At 52.1% G+C, this 19,397-nt stretch carries 19 protein-coding genes and 1 pseudogene; 9 read left to right on the plus strand and 11 right to left on the minus strand.

The window, feature by feature from the left end:
- Window positions 1-433: 433 nt before the first annotated feature.
- Window positions 434-2,827: a glucose/quinate/shikimate family membrane-bound PQQ-dependent dehydrogenase gene (locus tag BG55_RS21155; RefSeq protein ID WP_034941799.1), complete on the minus strand. Its 2,394-nt coding sequence runs from the start codon at window positions 2,825-2,827 to the stop codon at window positions 434-436.
- A gap of 143 nt (window positions 2,828-2,970) precedes the next feature.
- Complete coding sequence (gene pqqU, locus BG55_RS21160) at window positions 2,971-5,001, minus strand: TonB-dependent receptor PqqU (RefSeq protein ID WP_052018977.1); 2,031 nt, start codon at window positions 4,999-5,001, stop codon at window positions 2,971-2,973.
- Between the two features lie 760 nt (window positions 5,002-5,761).
- On the opposite strand from pqqU, the gene BG55_RS21165 reads away from it, so the two are divergent.
- The 3 genes from BG55_RS21165 (at window position 5,762) to BG55_RS21175 (ending at window position 7,882) form a co-directional block, all read left to right on the plus strand.
- A complete protein-coding gene (locus BG55_RS21165; protein ID WP_052018976.1) occupies window positions 5,762-6,133 on the plus strand; it encodes a hypothetical protein in 372 nt (123 codons plus the stop codon).
- 12 nt (window positions 6,134-6,145) lie between these two features.
- Entirely contained in the window at window positions 6,146-7,285 is a 1,140-nt protein-coding gene (locus BG55_RS21170; RefSeq protein ID WP_034941804.1) for an iron-containing alcohol dehydrogenase, read from the plus strand.
- A gap of 189 nt (window positions 7,286-7,474) precedes the next feature.
- Window positions 7,475-7,882, plus strand: coding sequence for an RcnB family protein (locus BG55_RS21175; protein WP_034941806.1), 408 nt, complete (start codon window positions 7,475-7,477; stop codon window positions 7,880-7,882).
- Window positions 7,883-8,176: 294 nt separating this feature from the next.
- Here BG55_RS21175 and BG55_RS21180 read toward each other — a convergent pair whose 3' ends face one another.
- Together BG55_RS21180 and BG55_RS21185 are read right to left on the minus strand one after the other, a co-directional pair.
- Window positions 8,177-8,623: an RcnB family protein gene (locus BG55_RS21180; protein ID WP_034941809.1), complete on the minus strand. Its 447-nt coding sequence runs from the start codon at window positions 8,621-8,623 to the stop codon at window positions 8,177-8,179.
- 190 nt (window positions 8,624-8,813) lie between these two features.
- Complete coding sequence (locus tag BG55_RS21185; RefSeq protein WP_034941812.1) at window positions 8,814-9,308, minus strand: DUF1198 family protein; 495 nt, start codon at window positions 9,306-9,308, stop codon at window positions 8,814-8,816.
- Window positions 9,309-9,505: 197 nt separating this feature from the next.
- Between BG55_RS21185 and BG55_RS22920 the strand changes: the two genes are divergently transcribed.
- Window positions 9,506-9,667, plus strand: coding sequence for a hypothetical protein (locus BG55_RS22920; RefSeq protein ID WP_160170880.1), 162 nt, complete (start codon window positions 9,506-9,508; stop codon window positions 9,665-9,667).
- A gap of 288 nt (window positions 9,668-9,955) precedes the next feature.
- Here the strand turns inward: BG55_RS22920 and BG55_RS21190 are convergent, their stop codons facing one another.
- Window positions 9,956-10,915 (minus strand): chemotaxis protein, encoded by a 960-nt coding sequence (locus tag BG55_RS21190; protein ID WP_034941815.1) that lies wholly within the window; start codon window positions 10,913-10,915, stop codon window positions 9,956-9,958.
- A 255-nt stretch (window positions 10,916-11,170) separates the two neighbouring features.
- Between BG55_RS21190 and BG55_RS21195 the strand changes: the two genes are divergently transcribed.
- Window positions 11,171-11,884 carry a DUF554 domain-containing protein gene (locus BG55_RS21195; RefSeq protein WP_034941817.1) on the plus strand — a complete coding sequence of 238 codons (714 nt, stop codon included), beginning with the start codon at window positions 11,171-11,173 and terminating at the stop codon, window positions 11,882-11,884.
- 44 nt (window positions 11,885-11,928) lie between these two features.
- On the opposite strand, the gene BG55_RS21200 is transcribed toward BG55_RS21195, so the two are convergent.
- Complete coding sequence (locus BG55_RS21200; RefSeq protein WP_034941819.1) at window positions 11,929-12,267, minus strand: hypothetical protein; 339 nt, start codon at window positions 12,265-12,267, stop codon at window positions 11,929-11,931.
- Window positions 12,268-12,540: 273 nt separating this feature from the next.
- Here BG55_RS21200 and BG55_RS22740 point away from each other — a divergent pair, with 273 nt between their 5' ends.
- Complete coding sequence (locus BG55_RS22740; protein WP_152542878.1) at window positions 12,541-12,639, plus strand: YoaK family small membrane protein; 99 nt, start codon at window positions 12,541-12,543, stop codon at window positions 12,637-12,639.
- A 115-nt stretch (window positions 12,640-12,754) separates the two neighbouring features.
- Here BG55_RS22740 and BG55_RS21205 read toward each other — a convergent pair whose 3' ends face one another.
- On the minus strand, window positions 12,755-13,120 hold the full coding sequence (locus tag BG55_RS21205; RefSeq protein WP_034941821.1) for a hypothetical protein: 366 nt from the start codon (window positions 13,118-13,120) through the stop codon (window positions 12,755-12,757).
- Window positions 13,121-13,594: 474 nt separating this feature from the next.
- Between BG55_RS21205 and BG55_RS21210 the strand changes: the two genes are divergently transcribed.
- The 3 genes from BG55_RS21210 (at window position 13,595) to speG (ending at window position 16,093) form a co-directional block, all read left to right on the plus strand.
- Window positions 13,595-13,873, plus strand: coding sequence for a hypothetical protein (locus BG55_RS21210; RefSeq protein WP_034941824.1), 279 nt, complete (start codon window positions 13,595-13,597; stop codon window positions 13,871-13,873).
- 639 nt (window positions 13,874-14,512) lie between these two features.
- A complete protein-coding gene (locus BG55_RS21215; RefSeq protein ID WP_034941827.1) occupies window positions 14,513-15,379 on the plus strand; it encodes a nucleoside-specific channel-forming protein Tsx in 867 nt (288 codons plus the stop codon).
- Between the two features lie 147 nt (window positions 15,380-15,526).
- On the plus strand, window positions 15,527-16,093 hold the full coding sequence (gene speG / locus BG55_RS21220; RefSeq protein WP_034941830.1) for a spermidine N1-acetyltransferase: 567 nt from the start codon (window positions 15,527-15,529) through the stop codon (window positions 16,091-16,093).
- A gap of 35 nt (window positions 16,094-16,128) precedes the next feature.
- On the opposite strand, the gene BG55_RS21225 is transcribed toward speG, so the two are convergent.
- From BG55_RS21225 to BG55_RS21240, 4 genes and pseudogenes are all read right to left on the minus strand, one after another.
- The gene (locus tag BG55_RS21225) at window positions 16,129-16,548 is read right to left on the minus strand and encodes a hypothetical protein (RefSeq protein ID WP_034941832.1); all 420 of its coding nucleotides are present in this window, start codon (window positions 16,546-16,548) and stop codon (window positions 16,129-16,131) included.
- Between the two features lie 106 nt (window positions 16,549-16,654).
- On the minus strand, window positions 16,655-17,587 hold the full coding sequence (mmuM, locus tag BG55_RS21230; protein WP_034941835.1) for a homocysteine S-methyltransferase: 933 nt from the start codon (window positions 17,585-17,587) through the stop codon (window positions 16,655-16,657).
- Between the two features lie 16 nt (window positions 17,588-17,603).
- Window positions 17,604-18,980, minus strand: a complete 1,377-nt coding sequence (gene mmuP / locus BG55_RS21235) for an S-methylmethionine permease (protein ID WP_034941837.1) — start codon at window positions 18,978-18,980, stop codon at window positions 17,604-17,606.
- 157 nt (window positions 18,981-19,137) lie between these two features.
- Window positions 19,138-19,395 (minus strand): annotated as a pseudogene (locus BG55_RS21240) (YgaC family protein); the annotation flags it as partial.
- Window positions 19,396-19,397 lie beyond the last annotated feature (2 nt).

Raw genomic sequence — 19,397 nt, forward strand, 5'->3', positions numbered from 1 at the left:
ACGCGTTCAGATGGCAACATAAAATGGCCAGGAAGATTTAATCTGTTGATCAGCAAGGATTTAAAAAAACTATTTTTTTGTTTATCTCCATGCGGCTGTCAAATAATGTTACTGCCCTGCAAAACCCGGCTCCGTGGTGCAAAAAGCCGCCCTCACTTTGGCCTGGCAACGTAACGAAAACCGGTCAAAAAAATGTTTATCACAATGTAAATAAAAACTCACTTTTTAACAGTTACCGAGCAATGGCGTTTCCCACTGAGCAATAATCGGATTGATCGACAGCGCCCATTGCCCTGTTCAGCCTCGCGACGCCGGCTGCCGGTTTCAGTTACGGCACATTAAATCTGCGCGGTTTTTTTCCACAAAAAAAGGGCAACCGAATCAGGGTTGCCCTTTTGTCTTTATCGGCACATCTCAGTGCCGTGGGTGTTGATTATTTCCCGGCATTGTCAGGCAGGGCATAAGCAATAATGTAATCGCCCAGTTTGGTCCCGAATGAGCCATGACCACCGGCAGCAATCAGCACATACTGTTTGCCGTTCACTTCATAGGTCATTGGCGTTGACTGACCGCCCGCAGGCAGGCGGGCTTCCCACAGGGCTTTGCCGTCGGTGACGTTGAACGCACGCAGGTAGTTATCTGCCGTGGCTGCGATAAACATCACATTGCCTGCGGTAGAGATCGGTCCGCCCAGCATCGGCATCCCCATTTTAAACGGCAGTGGCAGCGGTGAGCTGTCACGTACCGTACCGATACGTTTTTTCCACACAATATCGTTGGTTTTCAGATCAACCGCGGAAATGTAGCCCCATGATGGCTGCTTACAAGGTAAACCCAGCGGAGAGAGGAACGGGTTGAGCGTCACGCCGTAAGGCACACCATATTGTGGCTGAACACCCGTTTCCGTGCCGCTGCCGCCTTTATCATTTTTATCCGGCCACATCGGATTGTTCGGGCCGCGCGGGATCAGACGTGAAACGAACGGCAGCGCCATAGGATTGGTCACCGCGATCTGACGATCGGTATCCACAGAGATGCCGCCCCACTCGAACATGCCCAGATTTCCCGGGAACACCAGGGTGCCCTGCTCTGAAGGTGGTGTGAACGGGCCTTCATAGCGCAGACGGTGGAACATCACCCGGCAGACCAGCTGATCGTAAACCGTGGCACCCCACATGTCCGCGCCGCTGAGGTTTTTCTTCGGACGGTAGGTCAGTTCCGAGTAAGGCTGGGTTGCAGAGAGACGATCGCCCTTTGCCGCGCCCTGAGGTACTGGCGTTTCCGGAGCAGGCACGACTGTTTTACCCGTGCGTCTGTCCAGCACAAAAATGTTGCCGGTTTTCGCCGGGACATAGACCACCGGTACGGTATTGCCATTCTGGTCCGTGATATCAGCCAGCGTCGGCTGCGCCGGTACATCCATATCCCACAGATCGTGGTGAACCGTCTGGTAGAACCACGCCAGTTTACCGGTGGTGGCATTCAGCGCCAGCAGGCCACTGGCAAAACGCTCCATTTCTGGCGTGCGGTTGCCACCCCAGATATCCGGTGTCGCTACCCCAATCGGCAGGTATACCAGATCCAGCCGGGCATCATAAGCCGCCGGTGCCCATGAATTCGGGGAGTTGGCGGTATACTGCTGCTCACCCTGCGGCAGGATGTTTGGATCTTTAGCCCCGGTATCAAATGCCCACAGCAGCTTACCGCTGTTAACATCGAAACCGCGAATCACCCCGGAGGGTTCTTTGGTTGAGTAGTTATCGGTGACCGCACCCGCGATAACGATGGTCTTATCGGTGACGATCGGTGGCGAGGTTGGCTCATAAGCACCGGCACGCGCATTCGGCATGTTCTGTTGCAGGTTCAGTTTGCCGTTGTCACCAAACTCCGGGCAGAGTGCGCCGGTTTCTGCATCCAGCGCGTAGAGGTTGCCGTCGTTAACCGGCAGGAATACGCGGCGTGAACAGAGTGCGGGCTTGCCACCAGCAGAGGTTGCTACCGCGTCAGGGCTGGCATGATAAGAGACGCCACGACAGGTAACATGCTGGAAGGAAGGATCGGTTTTCAGCTGAGGATCAAATTTCCACTTCTCTTTGCCGGTAGCAGCATCGAGCGCAAACAGGATCTGGTGTGGCGTACAAAGATAGAGAGAATCACCAATTTTAATCGGCGTCACCTCATCCGTCATCTCACCCGGATCGCTGGGGCGCTTCATGTCGCCAGTACGGAAAGTCCAGGCTTCCTGCAACTGACCGACGTTTTTGTCGTTAATCTGGCTCAGCGGCGAATAGCGCGTCCCTCCCTGAGTACGACCATAGGCAGGCCAGTCCCCGGCCGCCACACCATCAGCAGATTTGCCGATTTCAGCTGCCTGCGGCGCGCTGAGTGAACCATTGATTTCCTGCGGATCGTTGAACACCGAGTAAGCCAGCGCAATTACCGTCACCACCAGCACCAGGCTCAGCGCGCCACGGGCGAAGGCTCCCTGAGACAGGCCACGGTAGATAAACGGCAGCACCAGCCACAGGCCGAGGAAGAATGTCACGTCCAGTCGTGGCGTCAGCGCCCAGAAATCAGGCCCCACTTCCCACAGTGACCAGACCAGCGTCGCCAGCAGAAACAGCGCATATAGCAGCAGCGCAGAGGAGCGACGACGAAACAGCAGCCAGGCAACAATCAGTTCAGCCACACCTGCGATGATGTAATAAAACGAGCCGCCCAGCTTTGCCAGCCAGACACCGCCAGCGAGCAGATATATCCCACTGAGTGCGGCAAACACAGCCGTCAGGATCACGAGAATTCGTGATACCGGTGCTTTACTTTGCATAGTTTGAACCTTCCCCAAAATTAACGTCTGCGATTCAGCGCTGAGGTTGAATCGTATTAAAAACCGGTTTCATACTGATTATCCATCCCGGTATTTTGTGCCTGACCGACTCCGCCGATCAGGGCGTTCTTCGCTCAGCTGACTCAGAAAGTGTAAGTCAGCGTCGCCCCGACACCGTAATTGCGTCCCGGCGCCGGCTCGTAATAACGACCATTCCCTTCGTTGACGATCACTGAACCGACGTATTCTTTATCGAACAGATTGTCCACGCGTGCGAAGGTATCGAGCGACCATTTGTTCCAGTTAAAAAGATAGCCGCCATTCAGACTGGTGACGGTATAAGACGGTGCTTTCGCGTCGTTGGCGTCATCAGCGGCAATGCTGCTCATGTAACGCATTTCTGCCCCGGCATGCCAGCCAACGGGCAAAGCCCAGCCCAACGAGGCATAGCCCATATTGCGCGCCACGCCGGGCAGCCGGTTTCCCGCTGGCGTACAGCTGCCATCATCGTTACAGGTTTGATTGCGGTAGGTTGCATCCAGCAGCGTCCAGGCCATTTTCATCTGCCAGTTTTCAGCAAACTGTTGATCTAGCGACAGTTCCAGCCCACGACGGCGGGTTTTTCCGGCATTTTTGTACACTGAACGGCCATTACTGCTCTCCGCCACCACCAGCTCGTTATCGGTACTGGTCTGGAACAGCGCCGCAGTAAACAGCCCGTAGCCGACACGGGTCTTGCTGCCCAGTTCAACAGTGTCGCTGGTCGCCGGTTTCAGCCCCAGATTGAGGCCGGTTGCGGTGCCGCTGATGGAGCGGTATGAGAGTTCATTAATGGTGGGGGTTTCAAAACCGCGTCCGGCGGAAAAATAGAGGTTCGACGCATCGGTCAGCGCGTAGTTCAGCGATCCCATCGGCAGCAACTGATGGTAGCGGCGGCTACCGCTGTCATCGCCGTTGCCCGCATTGACATAGTAATCTGTCGAATTAAAACTGACGGTGCTGTAGCGCATCCCGGCGTCAAGCGTCCATTTTGGCGTCAGTTTCCAGCTGGTTTGCAGATAAGGGTCGAGGTTCCACATCAGATTCTTTTCGTTGCGCCGTAAATCGCCCTTCTCACCCAACACGGTACTGCCGTTGACCGTCACAAAGTTCTGAAAACCCTGGCGGCGTTCGGTCATGGTTTCATAATCCACGCCAGCGGTCAGGCTGAATGGCACGGAGCCAAGCTGGTCATCATGTTTCCAGCGCGTATCCACGCCGGAATATTTACGCTCCAGCACAATCACCCCACCCGGATAAGCCGGATTGCGCTGGGTGCTGAGCGGGATGGACTGGTACTGCGTGGTGTGGCGCTCGCCATGCCAGCTGGTCAGGGTCAGCTGATCCTGCTCACTCAGGTCACGCTGATAGCGCAGACCAACCTGCGTCTGATCGAGACTTTTGCGGGTGTTATACAACGAACCACGCGGCGACTGACGTGGATTTGCCTGCCATTCGGCGCGGGTCAGTCCACCCGGATCGTTAGCATCGACGGAAACAGAGTTAAACATCAGCGTCAGGGTGCTGACGTCATCAATACGCACCCTGAAATTACCGTTGCCCAGGTTTTTCTGCGTACCGCTCTGGTCACGAAAGCCACGGGTGGTGAAGCGCGAAGCGGAAATGTTGTAACTGACATCACCCGCATGGCTGCCGTCACCGGTCGCACCGCTGGCTTTTACACTGTTACGCCAGCTGCCATAGCTGCCGTAGTAGGTGCCAGCGGTCAGGGTGGCAGGCTGGCTGCCGGTTTCGCTTTCAACGTTCACCACGCCACCGGAAGCGTTGCCGTACAGCGCCGAATAAGGTCCGCGCAGCACTTCAACCCGGTCAATGGAGTTGATATCGATGTTTGAGGTTTGTCCCTGACCATCTGGCATGGTGGCCGGAATACCATCAACATAAACACGAACGCCGCGAACACCATACATGGCGCGACTGCCAAAACCTCGCACCGACAGTTGCAGATCCTGGGCATAATTCTGGCGATTCTGAATCTGCAAACCCGGCACACTGGCCAGTGACTCAGACAAATTAATCTGTGGCGTGCTGCTGCGCAGAGCCTGTCCATTGACCACGCTGACAGCGGCAGGTGTGTCCAGCTCCGACAAGCCGTTACGCTCTCTGATGACCATCAGCGAGCCCTCCTGCGGCGAAGAAGTATCTACAGTGGCTGAACGGGCAAAGGCCGTTGAGGGCTGCAAGAGAAACAGCGGTGTTAACAGTAAGAAAGAGGTTTTGTTGTCCACGGGATCGGTTCGATTGATAAAGTTTAACCGCCAGAAAGCTTCTCAACCTGACGTCCGGAAGAACACCTGCCCAGCCTGGACGCCGCGCCGGGAAGCGCGAATGCATCAATGCAGAACAAAGTATATAAACAGTTGCCAGATTTGCCGCTTAACCATAATAAAAATGTGCATAAGGTGATTTTCAGCGAAAAATCGACTGCATTTGATAAATCGAACAGCGGAAAGTAGCAAAAACGGCGGCGATTGTAGCACCCAATTATTCCTGTGCGAACTGTTGTTACGGAATTTGCTGAATTGATTCACCAGAAAGACACGAATTGATCATACTCTCACTACATTACCCCTATCGCCCTGATTTATGTGCGGATAACAGCCGTTTCCCAGGTTGCACGGCGGTAAAACAGTGAGTTTACATCCCCAGTCGCAAAGAGAACCGGTCATCTTGCCCGACATCTGATGACCCGGGCAGACCAGGCGGGTGAGCTAAGAGAGGAACCGGCACTTGTTAAGATCCGGCTATACTTAGACCCTGTTCCATCGGTCATTGTTAACATCAGCAGATTTCGGGGGCCGCCCTGTTTGCTGCTGATAAGCCGGGGTCGGACGGAACAGCTCCCCTGAACTTCCATCATGATAAGGACGTTATATGCGCTGGCAGCATGGCAAAAAATCCGTACTCTCTGTGGTGCTCTCTCTTGTCACCCTGTTGATCCTGGCAGGCTGTTCGTCCGGGAAAAAGAGTATGGTCTGCGAGGGCAAGGTTCAGACGCTCTCCGGCCAGAACAGAGGAACCGTAAGCGGAAAAATCGTCGACCTGTTCAGCTCTTTCAGTGTGGAAACCGACGATTTACGTCTGGAAAGCGGTCCACTGCAATCCTCTGACCGACAGAAATATATTCCTTCCGCAGTGACCAGAGAGGGTTGGCTGGTGCAGCGCCTTTCTGATACCCGCTTCAGCATAATCAATGCTCCCCAGGATATGATGATCACTTTCAGTTGTCCGTCGCGCACGTTGTAATAAGGATTAAATATGATTGCCAGCCAGATGATTGCTAACCGACAAACCTTTTTTGGCCAGGGAAGCCTGAAGCAGTTGCAGCCGCTGCTGGCTGATACCCCCATGCCCACGCTGCTGTTCTGCGGTCGTTCCTTCCTGCAAGGCCCGGCATGGCAGGCGGAAAAGTCCGGGCTGGAAGCGCAATTCGTTGGTCATGAAATCGTCAGCCACGAAGCCTCACCCGCAGAAATTGATGCCTGGGTGACACGCTGGCGAGGCAGGGTCAGTCGGGTGGTCGCTGTTGGCGGTGGCAGCGTGCTCGATGCGGCCAAAGCCTTTGCCGCTATGAGTCAGCATCCGCTTGACACCCTGCGCTATCTGGAAAAAGTAGGGGATACGCCGGTGAGCGGTGAAACACTGCCACTGATTGCCATCCCTACCACTGCCGGGACCGGCAGTGAAGTGACGCAAAACGCCGTGGTGACTGACAAAACCGGGCATAAAGTCAAAGCCTCGCTGCGCCACCCCAATTTTGTGCCACAGATTGCCATTCTTGATGCTGATTTGCTTCGCGGAGCGCCTTTGCAGGTGCTGGTCTGTTGTGCTGTTGACGCCTTTACCCATCTTTTTGAAGCCTGGCTATCCTGCAAAGGCAATTTGCTGAGCCGCCAGACGGCATTAAACGGCATGCGCGCCTTTTTTCGTGGCTGGCCGTATCTGGACAGGCAGGATGCGCAGGGTGATGAAGCCCGGGAACAGATGCTGCTGGCATCCTGGCTGGGAGGGCAAAGCCTGAGTATGGCAGGGCTGGGCGTTATTCATGGTATCGCGGGCGAGCTGGGTGCCATTAAAGATTATCATCACGGTGAGGTCTGTGGCCGCCTGCTGCTACCGTTTCTGCAATTGCTCAATCAAACAGAGAATCAGCAGCAACAGGCGCTGATGGCCGATCTGGCTGCGGCACTGTTTCCCGGCTTTACCCTTCCCCCGGCCAGAATGCTGGCAGAATGGCTGAAGGATACGGCGGTCACACCGTTCTGGCTGGATGCACCGGCACTTGATGCAGCGGAAGTTGACTGGATTCTGGCGCGCTCAAACAGTAAAAACTCGCTGGTCACTTACAGCAGGGAGCAGCAACGCATCATGCTGGAGCAGGCTTTTTCCGTGCGCTGATGGCAGCCCCTCTGTCGCCGCACTCACATCTGGCAGTAACCATGGAGGCGGCGGTCTGCTTTTGCAATGAAAGTGTAAATTTTTCGTTAAAAACAGCATTATCAGCCTTAGCCGACTTGTCCTTCTGTTTACAGCCTCCAGAATTGACAACGTCAATCAATACAATGAGTTCATTTCAGGAAAAATCAGATGAAAAAATCTGGCATTATTGCGCTCAGTGCGCTGCTGTTAGCATCAACCAGCTTCAGCTCTTTTGCTGAAGGCCCACAGCCCGGTCAGGACCAGCAGCAACAGATTAAACGCCCACCACAGGGGCAACAGCAAAACGATCGGCACAATGACCAGCCGCAACACAACGCTCAACCGCAACATGAAGGCGATCGCCGTCAGGCCCAGCATCGTAAACCCCAGCCACAATTCCGCAAAGGCCATGCTCTGGAAGCCAGATATCGCGGCGACGGTTACCGGGTAAACGACTGGCAAAAACACGGGCTGAAAGCGCCGCCTCCGGGGCATCGCTGGCAGAACGTTGACGGTAACTATGTGCTGATTGCTGTCGCAACCGGCGTCATCACCTCAGTTATTGCCCACCAGTAATCCCGCATTAAACGCTGGCTCATTGCGGGCCAGCGTTTTACCGCCTGTATCATTTCCCGGTAACCGACAGCGCTTATCCACCACAGAATTGGCTATCTGTTCGCAAACGCACGCCGGAACCTGTACCTGCACAAATATTCAACAGTATGGTTCTGTCGGGCATTCAGGCAGCAAAGCGGGTTCGAAACGGGTGGTTCAACGGGATAAATAACAAGAACGGCGGAAAAGGTAAGGAAAGATGAGGTCTGACGGGGATGATAAAGAGCCGGCCCCCGCAGAGGCCGGCAGTGAGAATTAGTTGTAGACGCTGTTTAACAGGATGGCAGTTATCACGCCGGTCGCTGCCGCGATAAGTACATAGTTGCCATCAATGTAGGCCCAGTGCTCACCGCGAGGCGGTTGACGCAGACCACGTTCGCGCCAGTCATTGATGCGGTAGCCATCCCCTCTGAATTCCGGTGGCAGAGGACGACCACGACGGAAATCATGGCCCTGCCAGGCAAAACGATCGCGTTCTTCAAAGTGACGACGATCCGGGCCACGGCTGTCATGGCGGTGATAATCACCCCTGTCGTCATGTCCCCGATCCGGGCCACGGCCAGGACCGTTATCACCCTGTCTGTCGTGACCCCCCTGTTGCTGCCACGGCTGTCCCGGAGGGCCATCAGCCTGAGTAACACCAGAGAACAACGTGCTTGCTGTAAAGACAGTCATCAAAAGTGCCAGGGTCGTTTTTTTCATGGTTATATCCTCGTTTTGCTAACGGCTTCTGTTACGCCGTTGAGAGACACTATCGACTACCCGGCGAGATTAAAATATCTCTAAATATCCTAAAACTTCCGGTATTACCGTACTTTACCAGAGTTTATCGAAATCATTACATTGTGTGCAAATTAAGGATTTCAGGCCAGCTAACAGAGTAGCCGGCGGGTCAGTGGAGACGGGTGTGGGAATGAATGGAATAAACGTTGCTGGCTTCACCCGCCCCTGTATCCGCAACGTTGGCAAAACGGCTGTTGTAGCGCAGACGAAAAGCGTGCATCTCCTGAGCATCCGGCTCCAGTTCCCGTAAAAAGACCAGCGCCAGCCGCAGATGTTCACTGGATATTTCGGTCGGCAAACGGGCTTTGCGTAATATCCCGCGCCAGAACATCAGGCTCTCTTCGGACTCATCAACCAGAAACAGCTGATAAATCATTAATACTGTTGCCGCGTTACTTAAATGGGCCTCGTTATCTCGGGCAAGGTAAGCAACAAACTCATCGCCAGCCGGATGCCCCATCAACGCTATCAGCGATTCGACCCAGACCGGATCAATATTCAGACGTCTGGTTAATGCTCTGGAAGCGCGACGCACCTGCGAGTTGAGGACACGAAAACCCACAATGAACACCACAACCAGGGTCAGCAACATCAGCCAGATCATTCAACATCCATTAAAAAATACCGTCCGGCGGTATTAAGATAATCACAAAGGTTGACAGAGTAGCAGCCGTTATCTGTGCAGACAACCTGATACGCCCGGTAGCACCATGCAGCGAACGCTGATGACAGGATAAGATCGGCTCAACTCCCGGTTTAGCCGATATACTGCCGCGCACATGAGCAAAACAAGGAGTGTACATGTCAATTTATATTATTACTGCTATCCCGTTTTTCATTGTCTCGCTGGTATTGCTGGTTCTGGCGGCAAAGCGAAGAAATAGTGTTTTTCTTTCCCTCGGTCTGAGCTTTATGCTGACCGCTGTCGTCAACGGGCTGGTTGGGCTGAGCATCGGAGGATAGCGTTTTCAATGCGAGGCCCGGCAGGCGCTGCCATTAAGATAGCCCTGCGCTCGCTGATTAATTATTCAGTAATGTAAAACCGAACGATAATAAGCTGCCGCGTATTCGGTGCGGGAAGGGTAATCCAAAAAGAAAACGCCTGAATGCTGAGCCTTCATTGCGCACTACGGGCAAAAAACCAGCCTGACAAAATAAGCGGAGAATGTTTGCTGATGACTCCGCTTATTGTTGCTACCGGATTGCGGCTGAACCCGTGCAGTTGAATCTGAACCAACCGCACTGTTTCAGTCAGCGTGGCACATTCTCCAGCACCTTGTGGATCACCGAGGAAAGTTCATTGATTTCGAACTTCGCCACGTAACCGTTGGCTCCCACCTTGCGAACGTGGTCCTCGTTGGCGCTTCCGGACAGGGATGAATGGATAACGACCGGAATATCACGCAGGCGCTGATCGGTTTTAATATTGCGCGTCAGGGTAAAACCATCCATCTCCGGCATTTCCAGATCGGTCAGCACCATTGCTATCTTGTCATGAATCGACTGGCCATCGGCAATCGCCTGTTGATCCATTTGTTTGATCTTTTCCCAGGCTTCCAGACCGGTGACGTGCATCAGTGCAGGAATACCCATCGCCTTCAATCCCTGCTCCAGCATCTGACGGGCCACTTTCGAGTCTTCCGCCACGATGGCAACTGCGCCGGGTTTGATATTGAAGGAATCGAGTTTGATGTCGCCCTCTTTTACCTCACGGACGGAAGGGATGACGTCGTTGAGGATCTGCTCAACGTCAAGCACCAGCGCCATACTGTTAGTTTTGCTGTCAATGCAGGCAATACTGGTGATGTTGCGGCTGCTGACCCCCGACTCGGCGGCATGGATCTGGCTCCAGTCAAGGCGCACAATGTCGTCGACCGATTCGACAGCAAACGCCTGGGTACTGCGGGCGTACTCTGTCACCAACAGCAGGTTCAGACCGGTTTCTGGCGTACAGCCTGCAACAGCAGGCAGATCGATCACCGGGATAAACTGTCCCCGGATATTAGCCATCCCAAGCAGCGGCGACTTCATCCCGGCAGCTTTGGTGATGTTTGGCATGGGCACTATTTCACGCAGTTTGAATACGTTGATGCCAAACAGTTCGGGTTTCGATTCGTTACTGTCCGAGCCTAAACGAAACAGCAGAAGTTCAAACTTGTTGGATAAGGCGAGATTCGCTCTCTCATCAATCTCTTTTTGAAAATTATCCATCTCTACCTCTGGGTTATTTTTCTGGTTATGCGCCAGCCGCAATGGTGCACGCAGGCAGGGACAGAGCTTTTTCTGTCGGGCAGACGTGGCACATCGAGTCACACAATCTGTTTATCGGCAGCAGTAAAAAAAAGTACAGTGCAGTAGCGTATTAATTGTATACAACGTCAATGGTACTGGCGCCTAAACGGCGACATCAGTATCGACGGCGTAAAGCGAAGCGGATTCATCAGGTTATTACATCAGGAGAATGAGATGTTTACGGGACCCATAGTCAACAGTATTACCATCATTGCAGGCGGGCTGGCAGGAGGCTTTCTTGGCACAAAAATGCCGGAAAGACTGCGTGAAGCACTGCCTTTGACTTTTGGCCTTGCCTCTATGGCGCTGGGCATCGTGCTGTTAGTTAAAATCGACAGTATGCCGGTGGTTATCCTGTCGATGATTCTGGGAGCTGCCATCGGCGAACTGATCTGTCTCGAACGATATATTGCCAGAATGGGCAATCTCGCCAGGGGAATCGCTGCTAAGCTGGCACCGGATACGGGTATGGAGCAAAGCGTCTTTAGCGAAAAATTCGTCGCCATTCTGGTCCTGTTCTGCGCCAGTGGTACAGGCATTATTGGCGCCATGACCGAAGGGATGAGCCACGATCCTGAAATCCTGTATGTCAAAGCGATCATGGATCTTTTTACCGCCGCCATTTTTGCCACCGTACTGGGATACTCGGTGGCATTAATCTTTATTCCTCAGTGGATAATTCAGTTCTTAATCGCTTCAGCGGCGGTGTTTATTCTGCCGCATACCACGCCCGCCATGCTGGCTGATTTCACCGCAGCCGGTGGATTTATTATGCTGGCAGCAGGGTTTCGTATCAGTGGCATCAAATCTCTGCCGGTAGGTAATTTATTGCCGGGGTTAGTGCTGGTTATGCCACTCTCGTGGCTCTGGCGCGTATTCATTCAGTAAGGAAAAGATGGCCACCTTAATTCCAGGGGGCCATTTTACTGCCATTAATTCATCGTTTTGCAATCGTAGTCGCCAGAAATACGAACTGGTTGGCTGGGTGTCGGCACCACTTCAACATGCAGCGTAGCGACACCCTGCTGATAACGGTTCTCCATCGCCAGCTTGCCTGGTGCCCGGGTATTTTTAACAATCCAGTGATATCTGACATTGTCAGTGTCACCCGGTTTGCCGCTCCAGGTTGTTTTCACCCTGGTGGCTTTTGCATGATTAACCAGAAATACGCCAGGCTGCGGCGTATCAATGGCAAAAGGTCCACACTCTACGATGGCTGTGGCATAAGAGGTAAAAGAGAGCAGACAGCAGGCTACTGCAAATCGAAACATAGTCCGGAGCCCTTAGTGAGGTGACTTTTTCACCGCCAGTTTAGGCAATACTGGATAAACTTCCACTAATTAAATTGTAAGCCACAGGGTAAGATGTGTCGTTTACTGTTCAGCAGACAGTAAAGGACCTTTTCACAGGCGGGGGATAAATTGAAACATCTGTTCATTCCGATAATGCTGGTTATTCTGGCTTTGGTTGTCGTTTTCTATTTGATGACCGATGGTCGCTACCCCTGGTAGCAACTTTTAGTGATTTGATTAGGGGAGATAAATTTGAAAATTGGTTATTTGTTTCCGGCAGCCGTCGGTATTGCGGGGATCACCTTATTGATCTGGTTTATCGCCAGCGGAGCCTGGATGCCAGGCGCCTGAGCCCGCAAAACAAAAACCCTACCTCCGGGAGTCCTCCTGCAACTGTTGCAGCACATCCAGCTTCAGCTATTCGCAGGAGGAAGGGGTAAATCCGCGTCATTCTGCCGTTAATCGTTCACGAACTGAAGTACTGCTGACAACGATTCATCATTGCTGATAAGGCCGCCTGAGACGGCTGGTCGTTCTTACCAAAGTAATAAGTGACGCTGGTTTGATCGCCAGACGCGATCATATCTATCCATGCCACCACCGTTGACTGTTGATTATAAAGATTAAAGCGTCTGATACCGCCAGGCAGAGGATCATCCTCTCTCAGCATTAATTGATGTTGAAAGGCCGAGACGCTCAGGCAGTCAGAAACCCGTAACAGACTGGCTGAGAAATCGACTTCTTTCATCCCTGGATTACTGCCAACCTTGCCGAGATCAACACAGCCTGTCAGCACCAGTAACGTAGTAATTAAGAACACCTTTCTGAACATTATTTTCTCCTTAAGGCACTATTTTTTCTTACCGCCGATAAAATAAAAATGGACCATTTTGTGTTTCAGATGAGGATTAAATCACCTCGCTCAACAGGATGATGTTTGGCATACCCTTTAATTTTATTCAGAAAATCCGCAGGCGTGAGCAACACATCAATATGTAAATATTATTCAACAAACGCTGTCAATTAAAGGTATTTAACATCAAATGATTTTATTTCAAAAATAATAAACCTGCCAACTCCACCCTCCGTAAGAAATAATTCCCAAACAACAAGATAGTTTAAATAAAGAAGAGCACCAGTTATTGCCAGTAATAAATAAAAACACCATGACTTATATCAACCAAAAGAATCATTATATAAAATTAACAATAATCTTATACAATCTTATCTGTTGAAACTCATTAACATCGATTAACATTGACCGCGCTGTAATCAGGATATTTATCTACTTTTAAGGAGAATTGTAATGAGAGAATTAAATTGCACTGAAGTAAGTCTGGTTAGCGGTGCCGGAACCAGTGAGGTGGTCAGCAGTCTGAATACGGTTATGGAAACCATTTCAACGACTCTGGCAAGTACTGTTGAGTCTCTTACCAGCGCAACAGACAGCAGAGAAATTTCCGGACTGTTCCGCAAAGTCATGAGCCTGACAGGTTTGTATACCAAATTAACTTTTATTACTAATCTGTTATCCTCCACCATTACTGATTCAAGCTCTTCAGAAGAAACTGTTACTGAAGCATAAGATATTTTCTGAGCAGCAATAAGATATTATCTTATATTCTGTCACCTAATCCGGGTCAGATGGATTTTATTCTGACCCGGATTGACTCAGGTTATATCGTGCTGAGTTTATACGAACGATATTTTTTTCTTCCTGATTTATCACCTCTCCTTCCCACTGGCTCACAGCCATTCCCTTTTGCCCGTTGGTCAGAAAAGAGCCTTTTTTCCGGCAGCGTATAAGGAGCGAGCTCAGCTATCCGGGCCTGTGCGGTGTGGCGTTTCAACATCATTTATTCTTATTACTGAATTCCTGCCTGCGGCTGTACTTGGTGCCGTTTTCAGGGTTTGTATTACCTGCCAGCCACACCAGGCTTTAACATCATCGCTCAATACTTTCAGGCGAGCTAATGACATCCGATTTTCAGCCCCACTCATTTTTGTGATAAAAATCACATTTTAGCTGAATGAAAATGAAACAAGCTTTGACAATTGTGAGCAATCTCGATTTCCTTAATCACGGATGACACAAGATTAACCTGGCATCCGACGCGGGTGTTTTCTGCTGTTAAAACAGCAACCCACTTCTCTCCTGATAACAATTTATCTGTGCCCACGATTCTGCCTGCGCAGAAGAGGGGTCATAAGCAGTGGTAATATAATGAAATATAAAATTGTGATGGCTGGCGCACTGGCTGCGCTCTCTTATAGTGCCTCTTCGCTTGCTGCAAGTGACAACGCTGAATACGTTTCTGACTGGTGGCATCAGAGCGCCAACGTGGTCGGAAGTTATCACACCCGTTTCGGGCCTCAGCTGAATAATGATGTTTATCTGGAATACGAAGCCTTTGCCAGAAAAGACTGGTTAGATTTTTATGGCTACGTGGATGTGCCTAAATTTTTCGGGGCAGGAAACGGTAATGACCGGGGAATATGGGATAAAGGCTCACCGCTGTTTATGGAAATTGAACCGCGTTTTTCCATCGACAAGCTGACTGATACCGACCTGAGTTTCGGTCCGTTTAAAGAGTGGTACTTTGCCAATAACTATATTTTTGATATGGGACGTAACAGTGCCAACCGCCAGAATACCTGGTATATGGGGCTGGGGACCGATATCGATACTCACTCTGACATTGGCCTGTCACTCAACGTTTATGCCAAATATCAGTGGGAAAATTACGGCGCGGCAAACGAAAACAGTTGGGATGGTTACCGCTTCAAGGTGAAATATTTCGTCCCTCTGACCAGTTTGTGGGGCGGTAAACTCACCTACATAGGCTTTACCAACTTTGACTGGGGTTCGGATTTACGTGATAAGTCTGATGCTTCCCGTACCAGCAATTCTGTGGCCTCCAGCCACATTCTGTCGCTGGGCTACGATCACTGGCATTACTCTTTTGTCGCACGCTGGTTCCACAACGGCGGCCAGTGGGCGGATGGCCAGGAACTGAACTTTGGCAATGGTCCGTTTGAGGTGAAATCAACCGGCTGGGGTTACTACCTGGTGGTTGGCTACAATTTCTGATCTGACTTAATCAATCCTCAACCGCCAGCCACTTTATCCGGCTGGCGGTGTAAATGTTTGATCTCACTCAGCTCTCCACCCGTGCCATTTCACCCCGCCAGATTTATACTTTTCCCCGCAATAATGCGTCAGCAACAAGGAAAATTTATGTCTGCCATTCATACCGACCAGGGGGTAAAACTTCGTCCACTGGAGCGGGAGGATTTGCGATTCGTTCATCAGCTTGATAACAATGCCAGCGTGATGCGTTACTGGTTTGAAGAACCTTATGAAGCTTTTGTAGAACTGACCGATCTTTATGACAAGCACATCCACGACCAGACCGAACGCCGTTTCGTGGTGGAGTATGAAGGTGAAAAGGCCGGCCTGGTTGAACTGGTTGAGATCAATCACATTCACCGCCGTGCAGAATTTATGATCATCATCGCGCCCAGCCACCAGGGCAAAGGACTGGCCAGTAAAGCGGTACGGCTGGCGATGGATTATGGCTTCTCAGTCCTGAATCTTTACAAGCTCTATCTGAGCGTGGATAAAGAGAACCACAAGGCCATCCATATCTATTCCAAACTGGGATTTGAGGTTGAAGGCGAGTTAATCCACGAATTTTTTATTAACGGCGAATATCGCAACACTATCCGCATGTGTATTTTCCAGCAGCAGTATCTGGCGCTGTACAAGCCACCTCAGGCGATGGTGCGACCGGCGGCACAATAAACGCTGAGGGGCATACAGGATGAATGCCCCATTATTCAGCTGCGTGCGCCCACCGGATTCATCACGGTTTGCACTTCAGGTGGTTCAATGTTGTACATCCCGCCATTGAAAGGGTCAACAATCAACCAACCCGGAAAACCACCGAGGGGAATATTGCCGAGGATATACCAGAGATTAGGCGTCTCTTTTAACGGAATGGTTTGCGGCACATAACCGGCACGTTCCAGCTGAAGCGTGTATTTTTTCTTACCAAAATAGCTGCCGTCCGATTTTTCCAGCGTCACAGTCTTTGGCGTCACCCCTTCTGCCACCGCCCTGCCCGTTTCATCCTGCACGACAAATTTCACTCCCTGTGGCCAGGTCTGAATCGCCACGTCCTGGGTTTTATTTCCCACAATGGTTGCACACCCGCTCAGCCACCACGCTGAAGCCAGTGCCAGTAACAGCATTTTCATAAAGGTTCCTGAGCAGTAGAAGTCAGATAAGTCTAAACGCAGTACGGCGGGTTTTCATTATTAACGCCCGACAACTTCGGGCGTTATAAAGCAAATTTCCAGTCTGTTATCGCGGGTGGCAGCACCGGGCAATCGCGGCAATATCCGCTGGCGTGGTGCGACAGCACCCGCCGATGAGTTTTGCGCCCAGCTGTTGCCAGGTGGGAAGAAAATCAGTCAGCGAGCAGGAAGACGCCTCACTGTGCCATGTTTTACTGATGGCATCGTACTGTTCACCTGAATTGGGATAGACCACCAGCGGCTTAGCCGTCAGGCAGGATAAGGTCTGCAATGCAGGCGTTACCTCATCGAGTGCAATACAGTTAACTCCCAACGCCACGGCCTGTGGACAGCTGTCCAGCAAGGCAACCAGCTGGCTTAACGGCGTCCCGTCGCTCAGATGCTGGCTATCACGCAGGGTGAAGGTAAACCAGGCTGGCGTGGAGGGAAATTCCTTCAGCAGCGTGACCAGCGCGTCGATTTCCGCATATGAAGGCAGGGTTTCGCAGGCAAGGATATCCACTCCCGCGTCAACCAGAGCACGGATGCGCGGACGATGGAAATCCATCATCTGCGGCACTGGCAGGGAATAATCCCCCCGGTATTCTGAGCCATCAGCCAGAAATGCGCCGTAAGGCCCGACCGAACCGGCAATCAGCAAGGCTGCCTGAGGATGCCCGGCAAGGTAATCTGCTCTGGCGCGGCAGGCCAGTTCCACGCTACGGGCGATCAACTGGAGTGAATCAGCTTCACTGAGTCCTCTTTGGGCAAATCCCTGCGGTGTGGCCTGATAGCTGGCGGTAATCGCCACCTGCGCACCCGCATTGAAATAATCAAGGTGCACCTGGTAAATCAGCTCCGGGTTTTCAATCAGCACCTTAGCTGACCACAGTGCATCGGTCAGATCGCAGCCACGCGCTTCCAGCTCGGTCGCCATCGCACCATCCAGCACCAGTCCGGCGGACACCTGCTGTTGTACGGTAAGAGTCGTCTCTGACATATTACCCCTCTCCTGTTCAGTTGCGTTTATTCAGCCGCTGCGTCAAATAATAAGCAACGTAGCACAGCGCCACAAAAGGCAGGCCGCAGTACAGAGCAATGCGCTGCGACGGGTCGAATGCCAGCCCCACGCAGGCCAGCAGACACAGCAGAAAACCGAGAATCGGCGTCAGCGGATACCAGGGCGCACGATATTTCAGGCTGGAAAGCGTATTGCCTTCTTTCAGATACGCCCGACGGAAAAAATAGTGTGAGGCGCAGATGCTCAGCCACACCGCCACCACCGCAAAGCCGGAGATAGCCGAAAGTGCAACAAAGACGGTATCGGGTGCCACCACGCTGGAAAACAGTGCCAGCAGGCCGCCCAGCATACTGACTGATATAGCGGTGAGTGGGATACCCCGGCGGGTCAGTCTGGCAAAGCAGCGCGGCAGCGTTTGCTGATTGGAGAGTGACCAGAGCATGCGGCCAGAGGCATACAGGCCCGAGTTGGCGGCGGAGAGGATGGCCGTCAGGATCACAAAGTTAAAAATATCTGCTGCCCAGGGAATACCGATTTTTTCAAACACCAGCACAAACGGGCTTTTCACGATCCCGGCCTGATCCATGGGGATAAGTGCAGCAAGCACCAGCACCGTACCAATAAAAAAGATGATCAAACGCGCTACCGTGGTGCGGATAGCGATGGGCAGGACCTGATGCGGATTTTCTGTCTCCCCCGCCGCAATGCCGATCAATTCGGTGCCAGAGAAAGCAAAGTTAACCGCCACCATGGTCATCAGGATCGGCAACACGCCATGCGGCAGCCAGCCGGAGGCGCTCAGATTATGGAAAAACGGCGCACTGCTGCCATCTTTCATCGGAATAAAACCGAACATCGCTCCTGCACCCAACACGATAAATGCCAGAATGGTGATCACTTTTATCACCGAGAACCAGAATTCACCTTCGGCAAAAAAGCGGGAGGAAATGACATTAAGGACAAAAATCATCACGCAGAACAGCAGGCACCATAGCCAGACCGGCGTTTGTGGAAACCAGTACTGCATACAGAAGCCAGCGGCGGTAAGGCTGGAGCCGAGCGCCACGGTCCAGGTCAGCCAGTACAACCAGGCAACGGTATAACCGGTGGCCGGACTGAGATAGCGGGCAGCATAGACGTGAAAAGCGCCGGTTTCAGGCATTGCCACAGACAGCTCGCCGAGGCTGAGCATCACCAGGTACACCACCAGCGCGCCAATCAGGTAAGCCAGCAGTGTGCCGGCGGCTCCCGTGGTGGAAATGATGTAGCCGGTATTAAAAAACAGCCCGGTACCGATGACGCCGCCAAGGGAAAGCATCACCAGATGGCGGGTTTTCATACTGCGTTTAAACTGCTGGGTTGTATCCTGCATCACTGTGATATCCGTACAGACGTCTGAACTTCCACATAGCTCAGCGTTATACCGATTCTTAAGCCGTAAAGCAACGCCACAGTGTGTGGGGTAAACGCAGTCAGGTGGGGGGATTCACACCGCTCTGGTCAGAGCGGCGACAGGTATGGCGGTATGCCTAATCGAACATCTGGGCGAGATAACGCTCCAGCGCGGCACGTGAACTGAAGCCGTGGGGAATGCCGTAATGACCCTGATCATCGCCGGCAAGATACATCGGGAACTGCACATAATGTTCACAGGTTTTGATATCTGAAGCAGGCTCAGCAAAGCTGTGGCTTTTCTCTTTCAGTGTGGGATGGATAACCAGTGCAGTCCGTCCCATCCGCGCTTCACGATTGACGTAAACGTAATTGTCGCCACGACGATATCCGTAAG

Origin of the sequence: Erwinia mallotivora (assembly GCF_000590885.1) — a bacterium.
Taxonomy (GTDB): Bacteria; Pseudomonadota; Gammaproteobacteria; order Enterobacterales; family Enterobacteriaceae; genus Erwinia; species Erwinia mallotivora.